This is a genomic window from Bartonella sp. CR127HXZ, from assembly GCF_042194555.1.
Classification (GTDB): domain Bacteria; phylum Pseudomonadota; class Alphaproteobacteria; order Rhizobiales; family Rhizobiaceae; genus Bartonella; species Bartonella grahamii.
Genome location: NZ_JBHIMZ010000013.1, coordinates 12426 through 30882, shown reverse-complemented (window position 1 = coordinate 30882; position 18457 = coordinate 12426). Strand labels below are relative to the sequence as shown.

At 38.3% G+C, this 18457-nt stretch carries 10 protein-coding genes; 4 read left to right on the top strand and 6 right to left on the bottom strand.

All coding sequences use genetic code 11. From position 1 onward, the window contains the following. Positions 1–166: 166 nt before the first annotated feature. Positions 167–4876 carry an NAD-glutamate dehydrogenase gene (locus tag ACFIKY_RS07515; protein WP_375646898.1) on the top strand — a complete coding sequence of 1570 codons (4710 nt, stop codon included), beginning with the start codon at positions 167–169 and terminating at the stop codon, positions 4874–4876. Between the two features lie 862 nt (positions 4877–5738). On the opposite strand, the gene ACFIKY_RS07510 is transcribed toward ACFIKY_RS07515, so the two are convergent. From ACFIKY_RS07510 to ACFIKY_RS07495, 4 genes are all read right to left on the bottom strand, one after another. After that, a complete protein-coding gene (locus tag ACFIKY_RS07510) occupies positions 5739–6794 on the bottom strand; it encodes a DUF2125 domain-containing protein (protein WP_375635464.1) in 1056 nt (351 codons plus the stop codon). Between the two features lie 422 nt (positions 6795–7216). Further along, the gene (locus ACFIKY_RS07505) at positions 7217–7963 is read right to left on the bottom strand and encodes a glutamine amidotransferase (protein WP_375635311.1); all 747 of its coding nucleotides are present in this window, start codon (positions 7961–7963) and stop codon (positions 7217–7219) included. A 145-nt stretch (positions 7964–8108) separates the two neighbouring features. Then, positions 8109–9668 carry a heme biosynthesis protein HemY gene (locus tag ACFIKY_RS07500; RefSeq protein WP_375635312.1) on the bottom strand — a complete coding sequence of 520 codons (1560 nt, stop codon included), beginning with the start codon at positions 9666–9668 and terminating at the stop codon, positions 8109–8111. An 11-nt stretch (positions 9669–9679) separates the two neighbouring features. Beyond that, entirely contained in the window at positions 9680–10864 is a 1185-nt protein-coding gene (locus tag ACFIKY_RS07495) for a mitofilin family membrane protein (protein WP_375661610.1), read from the bottom strand. A gap of 385 nt (positions 10865–11249) precedes the next feature. Between ACFIKY_RS07495 and tsaD the strand changes: the two genes are divergently transcribed. From tsaD to ACFIKY_RS07480, 3 genes are all read left to right on the top strand, one after another. Further along, positions 11250–12344, top strand: coding sequence for a tRNA (adenosine(37)-N6)-threonylcarbamoyltransferase complex transferase subunit TsaD (gene tsaD, locus ACFIKY_RS07490; protein WP_015857065.1), 1095 nt, complete (start codon positions 11250–11252; stop codon positions 12342–12344). A 609-nt stretch (positions 12345–12953) separates the two neighbouring features. After that, positions 12954–13388: an EVE domain-containing protein gene (locus ACFIKY_RS07485; protein WP_375635314.1), complete on the top strand. Its 435-nt coding sequence runs from the start codon at positions 12954–12956 to the stop codon at positions 13386–13388. A gap of 804 nt (positions 13389–14192) precedes the next feature. Then, positions 14193–14873 (top strand): response regulator transcription factor, encoded by a 681-nt coding sequence (locus ACFIKY_RS07480; protein WP_375644326.1) that lies wholly within the window; start codon positions 14193–14195, stop codon positions 14871–14873. A gap of 143 nt (positions 14874–15016) precedes the next feature. On the opposite strand, the gene ACFIKY_RS07475 is transcribed toward ACFIKY_RS07480, so the two are convergent. Both ACFIKY_RS07475 and ACFIKY_RS07470 read right to left on the bottom strand, forming a co-directional pair. Continuing rightward, positions 15017–15787 carry a class I SAM-dependent methyltransferase gene (locus ACFIKY_RS07475; protein WP_375635316.1) on the bottom strand — a complete coding sequence of 257 codons (771 nt, stop codon included), beginning with the start codon at positions 15785–15787 and terminating at the stop codon, positions 15017–15019. Positions 15788–16009: 222 nt separating this feature from the next. Next, positions 16010–18439, bottom strand: coding sequence for a TIGR02302 family protein (locus ACFIKY_RS07470; protein ID WP_375646906.1), 2430 nt, complete (start codon positions 18437–18439; stop codon positions 16010–16012). Between the last annotated feature and the right edge of the window lie 18 nt (positions 18440–18457).

Sequence of the window (18457 nt, the reverse complement as noted above, 5' to 3'; positions counted from 1 at the left end):
TCTTTAAAGTACAAACTATTACTAAAAAATAGCAAAAACAAACTCATTCTTTCCAAATAAAGAGCTGTTTTCTTCAGGAAGAAGGTGTTACAGTATACGAAAATATGATGGTCAGCTTTCAATAAAGAGAAGAGAAGACCCCTAAGAGCAAAAAGGGAGAGTGGATGTGTTGCAACCAAAAAAAACAGAAACAAAAAACACCCAAGATAAAATAGAACAAATCCTTTTTGCTCAAACCGATGAAGAAGATATTGTTTATTACGAAAATAAAGAACTTCAAAAAGCCGCAGCCGTCGCAGTAAAAGCTTTTAATCTCCATCAGACGGGAAAAAATACTATCTACTTTGAACAAAATTTGACCCGTAATAACAAGCCTATAACCGCTATCACGCTTGTCAATGATAACAAACCCTTCCTTCTCGATTCTATTTTAAATGTTTTCAATCAACACAAAAACCATATCTATTTGATTGCGCATCCTATTCTTGATTGTGCTTCTGGAAAACGCATCAGTCTGATGCAAATTCACATCGAGTCATTAAACAAACAGCAAATACAAAAACTTGAAAATGAACTCACCTTAGTTCTTGAACAGGTGAATGCTGCTGTACAAGACTGGAAGCCTATGCTTGAAGAAGTTAAAAAGCATATTCATGCCTACCAAATAAGTCTTCCCCCGCACTACAAACAAGAAGGCGAAAAAGCTATTGAATTTCTTCACTGGCTAATGGACGATAATTTCATTTTCCTTGGTATGCGCACCTACAACTTCATCAAAGACCAAAAACCCCTAAAATCCTTTACAGCGAGTAATATTGAACTTGGTATACTCACGGATGCTTCTATTCATATTGTTGACGATGAAAGTATGAAAGAACCTCCTCAAGAAGTTTTATCCTTCATGGAAAGCGATAATCTGTTTATCGTGACAAAAGCTAACAGCCGCTCCAAAATTCACCGTTCTGTTTGGCTCGACTATATTGGTCTTAAAATCTTTGATAAAAAAAACCAACTCTGTGGAGAATTACGCATTGTAGGGCTTTTTACCTCCTCAGCTTATACACGTTCTATTTTGCAAATTCCTTTCTTAAAAGAAAAAGCCCAAACTATTATTCAACGTCTTGGACACAATCACGCCGATTATTCAGGAAAAGCACTTATCAGTGCTTTAGAAACCTATCCAAGAGATGAAATGTTTCGCTCTGATGTTGATACATTGACAGAAAACACCAAACTTATTCTACAATTAGATGAGCGCCCACGTTTACGGGTTCTTGCCCACACTGATTCTTTTGGGCGCTTTGTTTCTATACTTGTCTACGTACCGCGTGACCAATATAGCAGCAGCCTGCGTGAAAAAGTTGGCGAACATTTTGTTGAGCTCTATAAAGGCGACTTTTTTGAATCTTATCCGCTATTTTTGGAAAGCACCCTTATACGTGTCTATTATATCATCCATCGCAAAGGAAACGAAACTGTTCCCCTTCACGAGCGCTCCACACTTGAACAACATGTACGTTCGATTGCACGAAGTTGGGAAGACAGCGTTCAAGCCATCGCTCTTGCCCAGAAAACAACAGAGCAACAAACACGTCTAGCCAGCGAATTTCCCAACAGTTATCGTGATTTATTTTCAGCTGAAGACGCTATTAACGATGCCGGACATATTTTAAATCTTCATGATGAGAAGCCCCTTTTCGTGAACTTTTATCACGCACAAAACAAAGAAAAACGTACCATTTCTCTTCGGCTTTTTCACCGCCATGAAGCTCTTGCCCTTTCCAAACGTGTACCACTCCTTGAAAATATGGGATTTCGCGTTATCGCTGAACAAACCCTTGAATTACCAGATGGCTATGGGCACTCTGTGTATCTTCATGATATGCAGCTAGAAAGCACTTTCCAACTCTGTATCGATTTTGAAAAAAACGGTCAAAAACACGCCGAAACCTTTGAGGCCATTTGGGCACAAAATGCTGATAATGACGCTTTTAACGCGCTCACCCAAACAGCTGAACTTGATTGGTATGAAATTGTTATTTTGCGCCATTATGGGCGCTATCTCCAGCAAGCTGGTATTCCTTATTCGCAAGATCGCGTTGCCCAAACTTTAAATGCTTATCCTGACATTACCCAAGATCTTTATACTTTATTTCATTTAAAATTTCACCAAAGCCATACAGAAAAAGAACGGGAAAAAAGCCAACAGGTTATTCAAAAGCGTATTGGAGAAAAATTACGGAAAGTATCTGGTTTAGATGATGATCTCATCTTACGCCGTTATTGCAACCTTATCGATGCGAGTTTACGAACAAATGCCTTTACGCCTCTTGACGATGGAAGTCCACGGCGTATTTTAGCCACCAAATTAAATCCGCGCCAAATTGAGGGTTTGCCTGAACCACGCCCTTACCGAGAAATTTTTGTTTATGGACCGGAAGTTGAAGGGGTGCATTTGCGTTTTGGACCTATCGCTCGTGGCGGAATCCGTTGGTCTGACCGTGCATTAGATTATCGCACCGAAGTCCTCAGCTTAGTCAAAGCCCAACAAGTTAAAAATGCGGTTATCGTTCCTGCAGGTGCAAAAGGTGGTTTCTATCCCCATCGGCTTCCCCAAACAAATGACCGTGCTCTCATCGTAGAAGCAGCACGACAAGCTTATACAGACTTTATCACAGCTTTGCTCTCCATTACAGACAATCTGATTAACGGCAAAATAAGTTCTCCCCCCAATGTCATCTGTCATGATGACCCTGACCCCTATTTTGTTGTCGCAGCAGACAAAGGAACAGCAACTTTTTCTGATACCGCCAACGCCATCAGCCAAGCAAATCACTTTTGGCTCGATGATGCTTTTGCCTCTGGAGGCTCAGCAGGTTACGACCACAAAGCCATTGGTATTACAGCCAAAGGTGCATGGGAAGCTGTCAAAAGACATTTTAGAGAAACATTTGATCAGGATATTCAAACAACGTCCTTCACCTGTGTCGGTGTTGGAGACATGTCTGGCGATGTCTTTGGTAATGGGATGCTGCTTTCCAAACAAACAAAATTGATTGCCGCTTTTGATCACCGCGATATCTTTATTGATCCAGATCCAAGCATAGACGAAAGCTATGCAGAGCGTATGCGCCTTTTTAAACTTCCTCGCTCCAGCTGGCAAGATTACGATCAAAGCAAATTATCAAAGGGCGGTGGCATCTTCTCACGAAAAGAAAAAACCATTACTCTCTCACCTGAAGCAGCACAAGCCATTGGTTTTGAAAAACAAACAGGAACACCCTTTGAAATTATTTCTGCTCTTCTCAAAGCCCCTGTTGATCTTTTATGGTTCGGCGGCATTGGTACTTATATCCGCGCAGCAACAGAAAATGATGCCCAAGTAGGTGATCGTGCAAATGATGCGATACGCATTACCGGAGAGCAAGTGCGTGCAAAAATTATTGGCGAAGGGGCTAATCTTGGTGTTACACAACGTGGACGGATTGAATATGTCTTAAATGGTGGTCGATGCAATACGGATGCCATTGATAATTCTGCTGGTGTGAATTGTTCTGATATTGAGGTCAATCTCAAAATTGTTCTTGCATCAGCACTACGCGCCAAAACATTAACCCGCGAAGAACGCAATAAGCTCTTGAAAAAAATGACACCTCAAGTCGAGCAACTCGTCTTGCGCAACAATTATCTACAACCCCTTGCTCTTTCTTTGGCGGAAAATCAAAGCACTACTGATTTGCCCTATCAAATACGCTTTATGCACGATTTAGAACAAAAAAAGCTTCTAGATCGTAGAGTTGAAATACTCCCTGATGAGCAAATTTTACGACAAAGAACAACCCAAGGCAAAGGTCTTCTCCGTCCAGAACTCGCTGTTATTTTTGCGTATGCTAAATTAACCTTAAAAGAAGAAATTGCTAATAGCCCCATTGTTGATAATCACTATTTCAATACAACCTTGCTGAACTATTTTCCAACACAAATTCAAGAAAATTTTAAGAAGGAAGTCATTAACCATCAATTGCGTCGTAATATTATAGCAACGCTGATTGCCAACGATATCGTAAATCGTGGAGGCCCCACTTTTGTTAATAGACTACACGATGCAACAGAACAAAAAGCTGAAAATATTATTCGCGTTTTCATTGCCATTCGCGATGGTTTTGAAATTCCTCAATTGTCTGAGCAAATTGATAAGCTTGATAATAAAATACCCGGTCTTGTCCAAAACAAATTCTACGCAGCAATGACCCCAATGCTCTTTGAAACAACCAATTGGGGTTTACACAACATAGATCTCTCACGTCCATTAGAAGAAATTGTAAAAACAATAAAGCAAGCCCGTAGCGTTATTGAACAAGAGCTTATGCATTCTCACGACAACGATATTAAGCAAAAAATTGAAGAAAAAGCATTACACTACAGCGAAGAGGGAGCACCAAAAGCATTAGCGAAACAATTAGCTCTCTTAGAAGCAGCTTCAACAATCTGTGATATTTCTTTAATTGCAAAAAAAAGCAACAGTGATCTTATTAAAACCGCAGAGATCTATTTTTCACTTGCGCAAATCATTCGTATAAACCGCATTAACGAAGCAAGTCGTATAATTCCTGTAGTAGATTATTATGATAGTATGGCTTTAAGCCAAGCAAAAGAAAATGTTTCTGAAAGCTTACGGCAAATCGTTATGAAAATCCTCAAAAATTATGGAAAGAAAAAAGATCCTTTTGACACTTGGAAAAAAACAGAAGAAGATCATATTCACAAAATTACAAACCACATTAGTGCCCTTATTGAAAATGATCTCAATATTTCTCGTTTTACTTTTGCAGCAGGATTGATTTCTCAACTACAAAATACCGGCTTTCAAACCTAAAGCAAATACAAAACGACCCACTCAATCTCCCGTTCTATCCATCCATGACTAATCAGTAAGGAAAGAACGGAAGCGCTATCCCGCATTTTTAGACAAAGCACTTAAAATAAAAAATAAATTCAAATTTTACTGTCAAACATCCTTCAACATAAAAATATAATATATTGATTTACAATCATAATTTTATTATTTTTATGTTGAAGGAGAAGCTGATATTCTAAGTTTGTCTCATTTCAAATCTGTTTATATTCAATCAACTAAACGCATTTCCCCTTGCATATTGCAAATGGGAAAACCGTATAGATAAAAAATATTAAAGAAAGAACTAAATGCCCCTCATAAACCACCTCAAATGCCAAAAGCTGTATAAACATTAGGAGTGGGAAAATATAAATATGATGGTGCCCCCCTTAGCTTCTTACTCCATAAATGAAAAGATGGACGTCCATTTTCCCCTTTACAACTTCATATTCTCATCCAACTAGGCTGTTTTACCTATTTCAAAGGTCACCCTAAACAGACATATGCAATATACTCAAATTCCATACATAAAGAAAAAAGGTTCCTAACACGGCACCACACTACCTGTATAAAAAGGCAATTCAGCATACTTTAAAATGCCACTTTTTCCACACAAACACTGTTGCTATATGTAAGTTTGACATAAGATTTTGTACTAAGTGAAAAGAGGTGGAATTAGTTAGGAGTAAGTGGTAATTCTTTATTTTTACAGCTATTTTTTTACCATTAAATACGCATTTTGTTAAAATAGATTTTGACACTCTAAAATTGCAAAAAAGTGTGAAAATCAGAAAAAATCGAAATTTGGTGGTAAAAATGAAAAAAGGCTTGGGTATAAAACCTAAAGTGGAGCGAGACGACCAAGTTTTAAAAAACCTAATTTTACCCACCCATTGTTAATGAGCAAGGGGAGAACGGGAGCGCCATCGGCATTTTTAGGCAGTGCACCCAAAATAAAAAATAACGCTTGAAGATTATTGTCCTGCGCGGGAAATAAGCGCTGCAAAGTGTTAAGAAGCTTCATGGGCTGAATATGGACAAGTTCGAATTCTGCTGTCAAATATCCTTCTTCATCAAAAGAAAAAGGTCCACTAATACGTAACCCACCGCCTGTATGAAAAGTCAATTCACCTTGCTTTAAAAGCCCACTTTTTCCATACAGTCGCTGTTGCCAATTTTTTCCTTCATCTTCAGACAAAAAAGAGATGTCATTTAAAATCACTTTCAAGTTACCATCAATTTTTGGGACATCAACAAAAGAAGATGTAAAAACCAGAGAAACATCAAAACCGTCAAAAGTTATATTTCCCAATAAATCATTATTTTCATGTTTCAGATCAAAGCGCAAAAATTCTGCCGTTATTTTTTGAGGCGTATCTTTTGTCTCTAACGGCTGAGTAATCATGTCATGCGTATTTTGCAAAGATGCCTGATCTTCTACATTTTCCTGTGTCGTTTTTTTATCTGTTGTTTGTGCTCCTAATGCTTCTTGAGGTTTTTTATCTTCAAGGGAAGAGGAAAGTGGTGAAATTTCAAGCCCTTCAGCTATAAACTTCAATGTTTTACCCGTTTTCCAATAAGGTTCTGTTTCAATAACCAAATTGCGCCAACGCGATACTATAGAAGTTTGTCCGGAAAAAACAATGGATGCAGGAGAATGAACATTAAACTCGACCAAATGAGGTGCATAAATTGGTGCACCAGCCGTCAAACGCCCCGTCGATAAAGAAACCCCATGTAAAGGCCAAGAAAATTGAAAATTGTCGCAAACAACACCGATACGTAAAGGATAACCATCCTTGCGCACATTCTCACATACCGCCGCCATATTATAGGAAGACGCTTTTGCAAATATATCAGAAACTTGCTCTTCTATTTTACGTGAAAAAAAAACCAGAGTGCGCTATAAATAAATATCAGAGCAAGACAAACGAGCCCACAAATTAAATAGCTCAAAGAAAATCTCTTTTGTGATGACGGTATTTGAAAGGATTTAGACAACATTAAAACTTTCTTTATCTCTTAACTTCCTCCCCACCCTAAAAAGGACAAAGATTCTTAACCACAGTCAGTTTATAAACAATACAACTTCTTAATCGACCGGATTTTATCTACTGATCACTTCAAGGAGTTCCTATACATCGTTCTAAAGTACAGTATCTCATAAGCCTAATCAGCAAGATCTTTTTAAGAAAATCCGTTACACTTTCTAACAAAAAATACCTCATGTGTAAAGTTTTACATGAGTTTTCTATCTCTACCTTAAACGATACTGTTTTACAGCACAACAAGAACGATAATGAATAGTGTTTCTAACACTCACACAAATGCGGGCGGTACACAAAAAATCTGTCGTAATGCACCTTCAAACCATTGGCTTAAAGCTTGATCATAAATTAAACGACCTTTCAAATGTGCACAAGCAGGTTGAGCACCTTTTTCAGTCAATTTATGTGCCGAACGCACGACCAAACGCCGCATCATAGCACGTGTAAACTCAGCATGAAATTGCAAACCCCATGCATTGTTTCCATAACGAAAAGCTTGTGTAGGATATGTATGCCCTGTTGCCAAAAGCATTGCCTCTTTCGGTAAATCATAAATACCTTCCTCATGGAAATGGTAGACCATTTCTGGCCAATTCATCAATTCCTTCCCTTGAGGGGTTGCTTCTAGTGGATACCAGCCGACTTCTACAGTCCCATCACTTCTTGTACCAACGCGCCCCCCTAGATTTCGCGCTAACATTTGTGCTCCAAGACAAATACCCAAAAAAGGCTTATTTTCCTTTAGTGATAACGAAATCCAATCAATTTCCTCACCAATATAGGCTTCGCTGTCATTCACACTCATCGGTCCCCCTAAAATAACAACACCGGCATAATGCTCTAATGTATCAGGGAGTTTTTGTCCAAAAATAGGACGATAAATATCAAGAACAAAACCATTTTGTTGTAAAAATTTTCCTAAACGACCAGTATAGGTAGACCGCCGATGAATAACAACAGCAATCCTTGGTTTGTTATTTTTTTGTTTTTTATCAAGACATCTCTGATTTAAAAACATTTTTTAACCAATCACCTCTGCAACTAAGCAAAACTTCATTTTTAAAGCATAAGAGAATAATTTTATTGGACAAGACTAATGATGTTTTTTCTTCTAGGTTAATTATTTCTTCTTAGAAAACACTCATATATCACATTGGCGCAATTTAAAATAAACGAAATTTTTTCCTCGATAAAGATGTTTCTTCTTCTGTTTTCACCCCTGGATCATCAACATTTAAGTGAGTTTGACTGAACATTTTTACATCTTGTTCTTTTATATCTTGTTTCTCCACCTGCACATTATGCAAAAGAGAATCGTCTATGGGTGTTAATTTTTCAAGCTTCTTATCTTCAACACCATCACTTTTTCCCATAACATACTCTTTGCCTTGCTTTTTCGGCACAATATTGTCCGCCTCTAATGTGAGAGAAGGCATACAGGGAGGCGCCTTCCATTCAAAACCGCCCAAACGTCCACTGATTGGAGAAACCGCTGACCAAGAAGAAAAAATGGACCCATCACACATCCATACTGGATCACGTTCAGCACGAAGTGCTAAAGAAAGCCATTGACGCACAGCACCTTGATTGTTTCCCTGTGCCTCTTCAATATCTGCCAACAATAAATAAACACTTTCCCGTGGATGACATTGTAATGCTTTTTTTGCCTGCTCTCTCGCTAATGCTGTTTCACCAGCATCTAAAGCTGCTTTAGCAATAAGGAAAGCCGATTCAAATGCATCTTTATTATAAGAAGCAAGTGTCCTAGCCCTTTTCAATCGCCCAATAGCTCCTTCTTCTCTTTCGAGATAAAGCGCCGCCAAATCAGGATGAGGATCCTTTTGCCAAGCCGCTATAATCATTTTATCCGCTTTACGCGTTTCATTTAACTTATAAAGAATATCAGCAGCAATAACTATTATTGGAACAAAATCAGGTGCCAATTTATGGGCTTTCAAAATGGCTTCACGTGCGTGTACAGGATGTGTATCAAACAAAGAAAGTGCCTGCCCACTTAATAGTAAAACCTGTATATGCTGCCGCTCTGGAGTCGCGCGAACAGAACGCGGAAGAGCTTTTTGCGCTCTTTCAAAAATAGTAAGTGCCTTATCCCATTTACCCTCAGTACTTAACCGATCAAGCACCGCCTGATGCGCCCATAAAAGTGCTGGCGATAAAGTCAGCGCCTCTTCGGCATATTGTTGCGCTGCCTCATAAGCTTTACTCTTCATCGCTTCACGAAACAAACCATAAAGTCCAACCAATTTTGTCGAATCTTCCTTTCTCATCCCCTCATAAAGACCGATGGCGCGAACAGAGTTATTTTGTAAAGACAAGGTTTGCGCTTGTAAGAGTTTTACCAATGGCTCTTGTTTTCCTGCAAGATATTTAGCAACCTGTGCTTCCATTTTTTGCGCAACCATACTATCACCAGCAAAAGTTGCAAGAATCCCCTTTGAAAGAGCTTCATAACCGCGCTTTTGATTGCGTTTATACAAATAATTGGAAAGAGCACGCGGTAAGGAAAAAAAGAAAGACAATAACCACCATAAAAGCACCAGCGTTACAAAAAGCAAAATAAGCACACTTAACACTGTAAGCAATGAAGCAGAAAATCTGAAATGCAAAAATGTAAGAACAAAAATACCATTGTGATTAGCAACCCACGCGAAAGCTAAACCGAGGATACAAACAACAAAAATATAAATAAAAACACGTATCATCTTGGGCCTATTTACATCTTTGTTGCCTTAAAAGATCCTTGTTGCACAGACAATAACAATTGCTGCAACAACTGTTGAATAGCAATATGTCTTTCAAGCTGCTTAACAAAATCCATTGAAACATCTTTTGCACTTTGAGGCAATGATTGCCATTCGCTCAAAGCCTTTTCGTAATCACCAGCTTGAATGGCAACTTCCATGCGTGCCGCAATAGCCCCCAGCGTCGTCCCTTCAACATTGCCAATCGGTCGCGAAACAATGAGCCCTTTTATCCACGCTAAAATTCGGTCAAAAAAACCAGCATCTGACGCAACAATATTTTGCGTACCAACAATTGCATCGGCAACATGAGAAAAATCAACAGAAAGTTGTGCTGAACTTGGAAGACCCACAGTAGCTGTTTTTTGCAACACATCAAGTCTATCAATCGAAGGCGATAATTGCTGTAACAGCTTTAATTCATTATTATAAGATCCACCACGCTCTATAGCATTTTTTAATGAACTAATTGCAGTAAAGAGCGCGGTATCTATTTCTTTTTTCTCACTATTTTTAACAGCAGTTTCTTCCTGTATAGCTTCTAACTGTTGTTTTAACGCAGCAAGATCATTTGCATTGCTCTGCCCAACAGACAAAGCCGTCTCTATCTCTTTCGACTCTCTAACAAAAGTTTGTATAGTTTCTTCAAGAGCTTTTACTTTTTCCTCTAAAATCGCAAAAGCTTTTTTGATTTCTTCTTTCGATAGTTCATCGTTTTTCGTTGTTTTAAACTGTTGTGATGAAAAAGAAGAAAACTCTGTTTTTAACGCATCGATTTCTTGAAACACCCGTCTCAATTGTTCCTTTGTGTCTTCACCTTGACTTTTTGCGGCTTCAGCAATCTGCAAAGCTTTTTCCCCTCCAGCAGAATTTTCCACAAAAGAAGAAGGAAAAAAACCAGCCCATTGAAGCCCCATAAAAATTCCCAAAGCAATGAATCCCCCCAAAATCCCAGAAAAGGACAAGAAAAACCAAGTTGTACGAGAGCTACTTTTATCCTGACCTTGCATATTCTGTTTTTCTCGCGCATGAGACTCTACAGAATCGTGGATTTTTTCCTCTGAATCATGGGGAACAGCTTCATGTTCAATAACTGGTTTCTTACGGCGCGTACCAGCATAATGTGGTTTAAATTTTGGTTTTGAAGAATCGACCATCTCTGTCACTTTTTGTGCACACTTTTTTTAATGATAAAATAATAAAATGAAAAAAGTTTTAAAAATGAAGCTTTTCTCAAATATCTTCGTTTGTTTTACATTCTTTTTATAAAGAGTATAACTTTATAGAGATTTTCCAAATCTCATTTTTTTCAATAATATTTACAATTATAGACTTTAATAGACAAGTTTTAAAAAACACATTTGCATTTTATACTCAAAAATACAGCTTTATTTTTTAATCAACAATATCATGAAATTCAAAGAAAATGCCAAAACACATATTTTTTCATAGAAAAATCAATTCTGAGAGAAATACTTTGCATCTTTTTCTGTTCATGGTACGCACGCAGGAAAGAAGCTTCAATATAAGGTTTTGTTTAAAATGCGTCTGCTGGGAATAGAAACAAGTTGTGATGAAACGGCAGCGGCTGTCATTGAATATAACAATGAATCAAACAGCCGAATTCTTTCCAATGTTGTTTGGAGCCAAATTGATCACCATGCACCTTACGGCGGTGTTGTTCCTGAAATTGCTGCTCGTGCCCATGTTGAAGTTCTTGATCATTTAATTCTGCAAGCACTAACAGAAGCAAACACAAAATTAAAAGATATTGATGGCATTGCAGCCACCAGTGGACCAGGTTTGATAGGAGGATTGTTGGTAGGCGTTATGAGCGCAAAAGCTCTCTCTCTTGCCACTGGCAAACCATTTATTGCGGTAAATCACTTAGAGGGACATGCTTTAACAGCTGTGTTAACGCACAACGTTAGCTTTCCTTATTTATTACTTTTAGTTTCAGGGGGTCATACACAAACAATCATTGTTCATGGAGTAGGTAACTACCAACGTTTAGGAACCACCATTGATGATGCATTAGGAGAAGCCTTTGATAAAACTGCAAAACTTTTAGGTCTTCCTTATCCTGGTGGACCAGCACTTGAAAAAGCAGCTTTATTTGGTGATAAAAATCGCATCCCCCTTCCACGCCCTTTAAAAGGTGAAAAACGGTTAGATTTTTCTTTTTCAGGACTCAAAACTGCTGTTCGACAAGCCGCAACAGCCATAGCTCCTCTTACGGAAAATGATATTGCTGACATTGCCGCAAGTTTTCAAGCCGCCGTGACCGATACAGTACATGATCGTATTCACCTAGCCCTACAACACTTTACCCACCAATATCCTCTCTCTCATGATCAAGGAAAGCGTTCTCCTGCTTTGGTTGTCGCAGGCGGTGTTGCTGCAAACCAAGCCATTCGTTCTACGTTGCAAGAACTTGCCTATCAACATGGTTTTGAATTTATAGCTCCTCCTCTTTCCTTGTGTACCGATAATGCTGCAATGATTGCTTTTGCCGGTGCACAAAAACTCGCACGAGGAGAAACAAGCTCTCTTGACATTGCACCCCGTTCACGCTGGCCATTAGATGAAAAAGCCACGCCCTTGATCGGGATGGGACGCCGTGGAACAAAAGCATAATAACACTGACGCCCCACACACATCTTAAAGAACGAAGATTTCTACTCAATCCGGTCTGTAGATAGTCCGAATTCCCTATCGAGCGGATTCCACCTGCTTCCCACTCACACAATTCACTTAATCCAAAGCTCGACACGCAAACCTAAATATGCACCACACATTCTAAAAAATTTCATGTTTCAAAAAACTGCCTTATATCATTACACTTCAAATGACGGTATTTTACGGCATAATAAGATCTATTCTCTCCCACGAAGTATAGATATGAAAACCATTCTTTGACCTCATCATCTTTGATCATCTATTCGTTTCATTGCCGTTGTAATCTTGAAGCTTTTTAGAATCAATTTTCTTAATTTTCTCCAAAAAACTCTTATAGTGACCGCATTTCAAACCATAGCTGAAAAGATAAGCAAAGAGCAAAATACCCTTATACAACATGAAATATCAATGAATCGCGTTTCTCTGCTACACGTTATTTTGAAACAAGAAAAAACAAATAATGCCCGTTCTTTACCCCATTTTAAAAATCATCGTTGATGGTGTTACAAAGATGCTTATAAAAATGCACATGATGAATGCATAACAGTCTATGAAAAAGGAGAACTCATGGCTTATTGGCTTTTTAAATCTGAACCCCATAAATGGTCATGGGAGATGCAAAAGAAAAAAGGAGCTGATGGCGAACAATGGGATGGTGTACGCAATTATCAAGCCCGTAATAATATGCGCGCCATGAAATATGGCGATAAAGGTTTTTTTTATCACTCAAATAAAGGTTTAGAAATTGTAGGCATTGTAGAAATATGTGCTGAAGCACACCCTGATTCTACAAGCTCTGATCCACGCTGGGAATGTGTGGATATCCGTGCACTTTGTGACATGCCAACACCTGTTTCATTAAAACAAATTAAAGCCAATCCCAAGCTAGCAAATATGGTACTGGTTAATGCCAGCCGCTTATCAGTGCAACCCGTGACAGAAGATGAATGGAAAGAAGTTTGTTTGATGGGCAACCTTAAGATGGAAATGCTTTTATCTTAAAACAATAATTTTTATTCATTAGCTCATATAAAAAGATGCTTCATAGCATTGCATAAAAAACCTCTTTATGATGCATCTTTTCGGCATTGCTAAAGGCAAAGCTTACTCAACGATTATAATAAGCAACACCACAAACATCACACACAGACCCCTTCGCACACAAATGCAACGAAAAAACAAAACTGAACGTGGATAAAAAACAATAAAAATAACCGTGAAATTCTCCTAAACAGTGCATATGTGTAAGGTGTTGCACAGTTATCTTCACGCTTAAAAAACGCTTAAAAAACGCATCATATTGAGTGTTCATTGTTTTACATGTTGGATGAGAGCCCCTCATACCGCAGGATTCTCTCATTCCCAACCTGTTTATATTAAATCAATCAAAAGCTATTTTCTTGCACATTACAAGCAGGAAAAGTCCCGTATGGATAAAAAACGTGAAAGAAAGGACTAAAAATTCCTCTTATGAAGAGTCTCAAGTGCCAAGGACTATCCGCAACACCCACGAGCTGGCAAAGTGTATGATAGTGCCGGCTTTATTTCTCCATAAGCGTAAAGATGATAACACTCAATAGCTAAAACACGTTCTAGAGCATAAACAAACGCTTCCAACCAATACGTAAAATACTCTGCAGACGGAAATACCTTCTTTTCGGCAAGCAACCATAGAAATTATAAAAGTTTATTTTTTAGAAACGCTCTTTTTTAATTTTCCTGTTTTAATTTTTCTTGCATGAAATCTCATTTTTCATGAAACTACTCTTTACCAATCAGTGCCTCAACATGCCTATAAGGAAAAACATGAACCACTATACTCTTTTAATTGTTGAAGACGATAATCTACGCCCCATTTTAGTAGAACAATTGCAAATGCATCAAGAGTTTGAAATTTTCCAAGCAAAAACAGCAGAAGAGGGAATGAAAATAATCCAAGAAGAAAATATTGATCTCGCTATTTTGGGACTTGAACTTCCTGATCTTGATGGTTTCAAAGCCGTGAAAAAATTACGCATCCAAGGATTTCGTGCCCCCATTATCATGATAACAAATCATGATACAGACTGCGATAATATTTTAGATCTTGAAACAGGCGCCAATGATTATGTGACAAAACCCTTTCGCTTTGCGGTGTTATTAGCGAGAATTCGAGCACAGTTGCGCCAATATGAACAAAATGAAGACGCAACCTTTCATATTGGCCCCTATACTTTTAAACTAAGACAAAAACTTCTTCTTGATCAATGCAACAATAAAATCTGTCTCACAGAAAAAGAAGCAGCAATTCTTAAATGTCTCTATTATGCTAATGATAAAATTGTCAGCCGTGAAACATTGTTAGAACAAGTTTGGGGTTATAATGAAAATATTGTTACCCATACTTTAGAAACCCATATCTATCGTTTGCGACAAAAAATCGAAAAAGATCCCTCCAATGCACAAATTCTCATGACAGATCAAAATGGTTATCGTTTAAATCTTTAATTCGAGATTTACTATTTCAAAAACAATTTTAATATCTTAAATGAAAACAAAAACGAGATGAAAAAACCTTCACATATAATGTGCAAAAATTGAAATAAGGGAAGCCTTCTATATTTGCGATTCTTATGCCAATGGCAAAATGATTAATTATCTTTATAAATTAAAATATTTCGCACTTGTGGTGATAAAGCAGGAATAAAAACACGTCGCGATTGACGACGCTGTACCAGCAAACCTTGATAAACACGTTTTTGTGCCTGACACATTAAGAGTCCACCAAAATAAGGCAAAAGATAGCGTGCAAATGGCTCATAAAAAAATGAGAACAACCGCGAAACATAACCCGTAGAGGGCATATAATGTACAATTTCTTGTATTGGCCCAGAAACAAAATTTGTTTTTTCGAACAAACGTGTAATTTGTTGCCGACTATAAGGCTCGCCATAACCAAAGGGCGTAGTAATACTGCGCGCCCAAAAGCCAGAGCGATTAGGTACAATAACGATCAAGTGGCCATTGGGTGCTAAAACACGCCATATTTCATTCAACGTTTCAAATGAATTTTCTGTATATTCTAATGCATGTACCAATAAAATACAATCAACTGACGCATCAGGAAGCGGCAAATCTTCTTCAAAAACAAGCGCTGTAGCAACTTGCTCAGCACAAGGCCAAGGCGAAGCACCCTGGGAAGCTGGCATAAAAGCAAAACATTGTTGGGCACGTTCACGCAATGTAGAAAGATAAGGAAGTGCATAACCCAACCCCATAATCCGTTTATCCGTAAGATTAGGCCACCATAAATTCAATTGGTCACACAGCGTCTTTTGCACACGCAGCCCAAGTGCAGAAGCATAAAAATCTTTCAGCGTAACGATATCCAATTCAACATACCATGTAGAAACAAATTCCAAACATTACAGATTTTCATATACCCAAATTATATGGACTTCTGCTCTTTTTCCGCAATAGCGAATATTTCAATATTTCATATTTTAAACTTAAATGATTAAAAAATCAGTACAGCAGGATGATTATTGCGTTACAAGCGCTTTAATCATTTTCTTGGAGATGAACCCCATAGAGGTTCTTCATACACTGTTTCTGACATCAATTAAGAAAAAAGCCAACACTGGTTAATTAAAATGAAGCAATCTTTCAAGATAGTTTTTTTCTTCTTCTGGAATATGCTCTTTACCAAGACGTTTGCGAATTTCATCCAAAATCTGCCGCGTACGCATTTGATCACTTTTTTGTGGTAGTGCCTCACCTTCTTGTCCTTCATCTGTTTTTGAAGAAAGTGGACGTCCTAACGGATCTTTAGGACCAGAATCAGCATTTTGATCATTTCCCGTTTCTTTGAGTGTCTCGCGCATTTTTTTCAAAACATTTTGTGCACCTTGCCTCAAAGATTCCAAAGCGTCAGACTGATTTTGTATAGATACCTGATGATTTCCATTATCAAGAGCATTTTCCGCAGAATTCATTTTTTCTTCTGCCCTTTTCAATGCGCCTCCTGTTTCAAATCCTTGTTCTGATAATTCTTTTTCTAATGTTGATAATTCAGACTGCAATTCAGCTTGACGTTTTTTTAAAGATTTTTTCTGTGTTTCCGGCACATTTTCTCCGCGTTTTTGTTCCATCTCTAACTGATGTGTTTCATTGAGAATTTCTTGCTGACGACGCATTAAATCTCCAAGCTGGTCCATCTTTTCTTTCATTTGTGCAGATTGGCTTTTTTCTCCCTCATTTTGATTGCCTTTTTGCACATGCAAATGATCAAGCGTCTGTTCAACTTCCGCCAAGAGTTGTTCAGCTGCTAAAGAAGAGCCCGTTTTAGCCATTTCCTCAATTAAATTTAGCTTTTCTTGTAGTGTAGCTTCAGAAAGATTGGTGCTTTTTGAGCTTTTAGAATTTTTAGAAACTTGAGTATCTGGTGCTTTTTCAGCCAAAGCACGAATATACTCATCCATAGCTTGACGTAAATCTGCCATAAGGCGTTCAATTTCTGCCGCTGAAGCACCGTAACGCAATGCATCACGTAAAGCAGCTTGTGCTTGTTTTAAATTTTTTTGCACGGATTCAAGCTGATTGTCTTCAATACCCAAAGCAATTTGCCATAAATAATCCACCACACCACGCAAATCCTCTTCTGTTTGTGCTAAAGAAAGTCTTGTCCACGCACTTTGTAGAACAAGAAAATGCATTACATTTTGCACCCCCCTTTCTGGACGCACAAGCAAAGCAGAAAGCATATCCAATACACGCTCTCTCGCAGAAGCATCAAGCGCTAATAAACGACGCGTTTCACTCACCGCACGCGCGACAGGATTTGAAAAAACGTGTTGCGGTAATGTCATAACAAAAGTTTTGCTACGCCCTTTCTGCCCCGCACCATCTTCTGCCACCAAAGTAATTTTGACTTGCGAACCCGCCCATGGATGCGCTGATATATCTTGCACCATCCGCATTTTCCCCTTTCCACCACGCGGAAGAAGAAGCTCTATTTCCGGAGCATTATAAAGAGAAGAAGCACTTTTATTCTGAGGAAGAAAAGGCTCTATTTCAACAAAAGCCTTTGTCACACCATAATCATCATCCACCACATATCGTAACTCTAACGATCCCGTTAAAATCCGCCCTGGTTTTTCCAGCCAATGAATTGTCGGAAGCGTGTCCTTGATCATCTGCAAATGCCACTGCTGTTTTTTACGACGTGATGATACAAATAAATTCATTGAATGATTTAAATGTGTTTCAAAATGAGCGATTGGATCATTCAAAGCTGTTTGTTCCGTTTTCTCTGAAAACGAAATTTCCCTCCCATCTTCTACAGACTTTGCTTTTACTGTAACGCCAGCCCCATTGACAACACGCACAACAACATTACTCCCTTCAGGGATTTCTAGTTGTGTTTTCTCATCTTTTGTCAAATAAATCGGTGCCACACCGGTATAAGCAGGTGGTGTTACCCAAGCATCAATCCGCATGAATTTTTCATCAACAACAGGACGAAAATCAAAGGCATCAGCCAAACGCCCCCCTTGTGAACCAAAAGAAAAACTAAAAGCGCAAACAAAAAGAAGAACACACAAAGCCCTCAAAGCCAAAGGATCATAATCCGCACTATTAAGAGAGATAAATCCAGTTTTTAAATGGTATAATTGTTTTGCCATTCGGCGTTGATGTTCACGCCAAATAACAGCACTAAAATCTTCATCATTTTCAGAACATAAACGATCTGTCTGAATATTCAAAGGCTGATGTCTAAGATCATTGACGCGTTCAAGACGGCAATTCACTTCCCGTATTGTGGGAAACCGAAAACGAACAAGAAAAAATAAACTCGCTCCAGCACAAACAAGTATAACCCCAAGTAAGAGCAAATGTGACCAATAGCCCAAAATGCCAAAAAGTCCCAACCAGCTAAACGAACAAAAGAGACTAACAACGAGGAAAAATGGCAACAACCGTACCCACATCCGTTCAAATGAAAGGATTCCCCACATCAAAATGCGCACACACAAAAGCTTCATTGCAAAGCCTTTGATGTTTTTATTTTTCATAAACAAGCATTTATCCCC

Bases quoted from the DNA above. Each gene is read 5' to 3' on its own strand.
- ACFIKY_RS07505 (WP_375635311.1), bottom strand. From the start codon at position 7,963: ATGTTTTTAAATCAGAGATGTCTTGATAAAAAACAAAAAAATAACAAA.
- ACFIKY_RS07500 (WP_375635312.1), bottom strand. From the start codon at position 9,668: ATGATACGTGTTTTTATTTATATTTTTGTTGTTTGTATCCTCGGTTTA.
- ACFIKY_RS07495 (WP_375661610.1), bottom strand. From the start codon at position 10,864: ATGGTCGATTCTTCAAAACCAAAATTTAAACCACATTATGCTGGTACG.
- tsaD (WP_015857065.1), top strand. From the start codon at position 11,250: ATGCGTCTGCTGGGAATAGAAACAAGTTGTGATGAAACGGCAGCGGCT.
- ACFIKY_RS07485 (WP_375635314.1), top strand. From the start codon at position 12,954: ATGGCTTATTGGCTTTTTAAATCTGAACCCCATAAATGGTCATGGGAG.
- ACFIKY_RS07480 (WP_375644326.1), top strand. From the start codon at position 14,193: ATGAACCACTATACTCTTTTAATTGTTGAAGACGATAATCTACGCCCC.
- ACFIKY_RS07470 (WP_375646906.1), bottom strand. From the start codon at position 18,439: ATGAAAAATAAAAACATCAAAGGCTTTGCAATGAAGCTTTTGTGTGTG.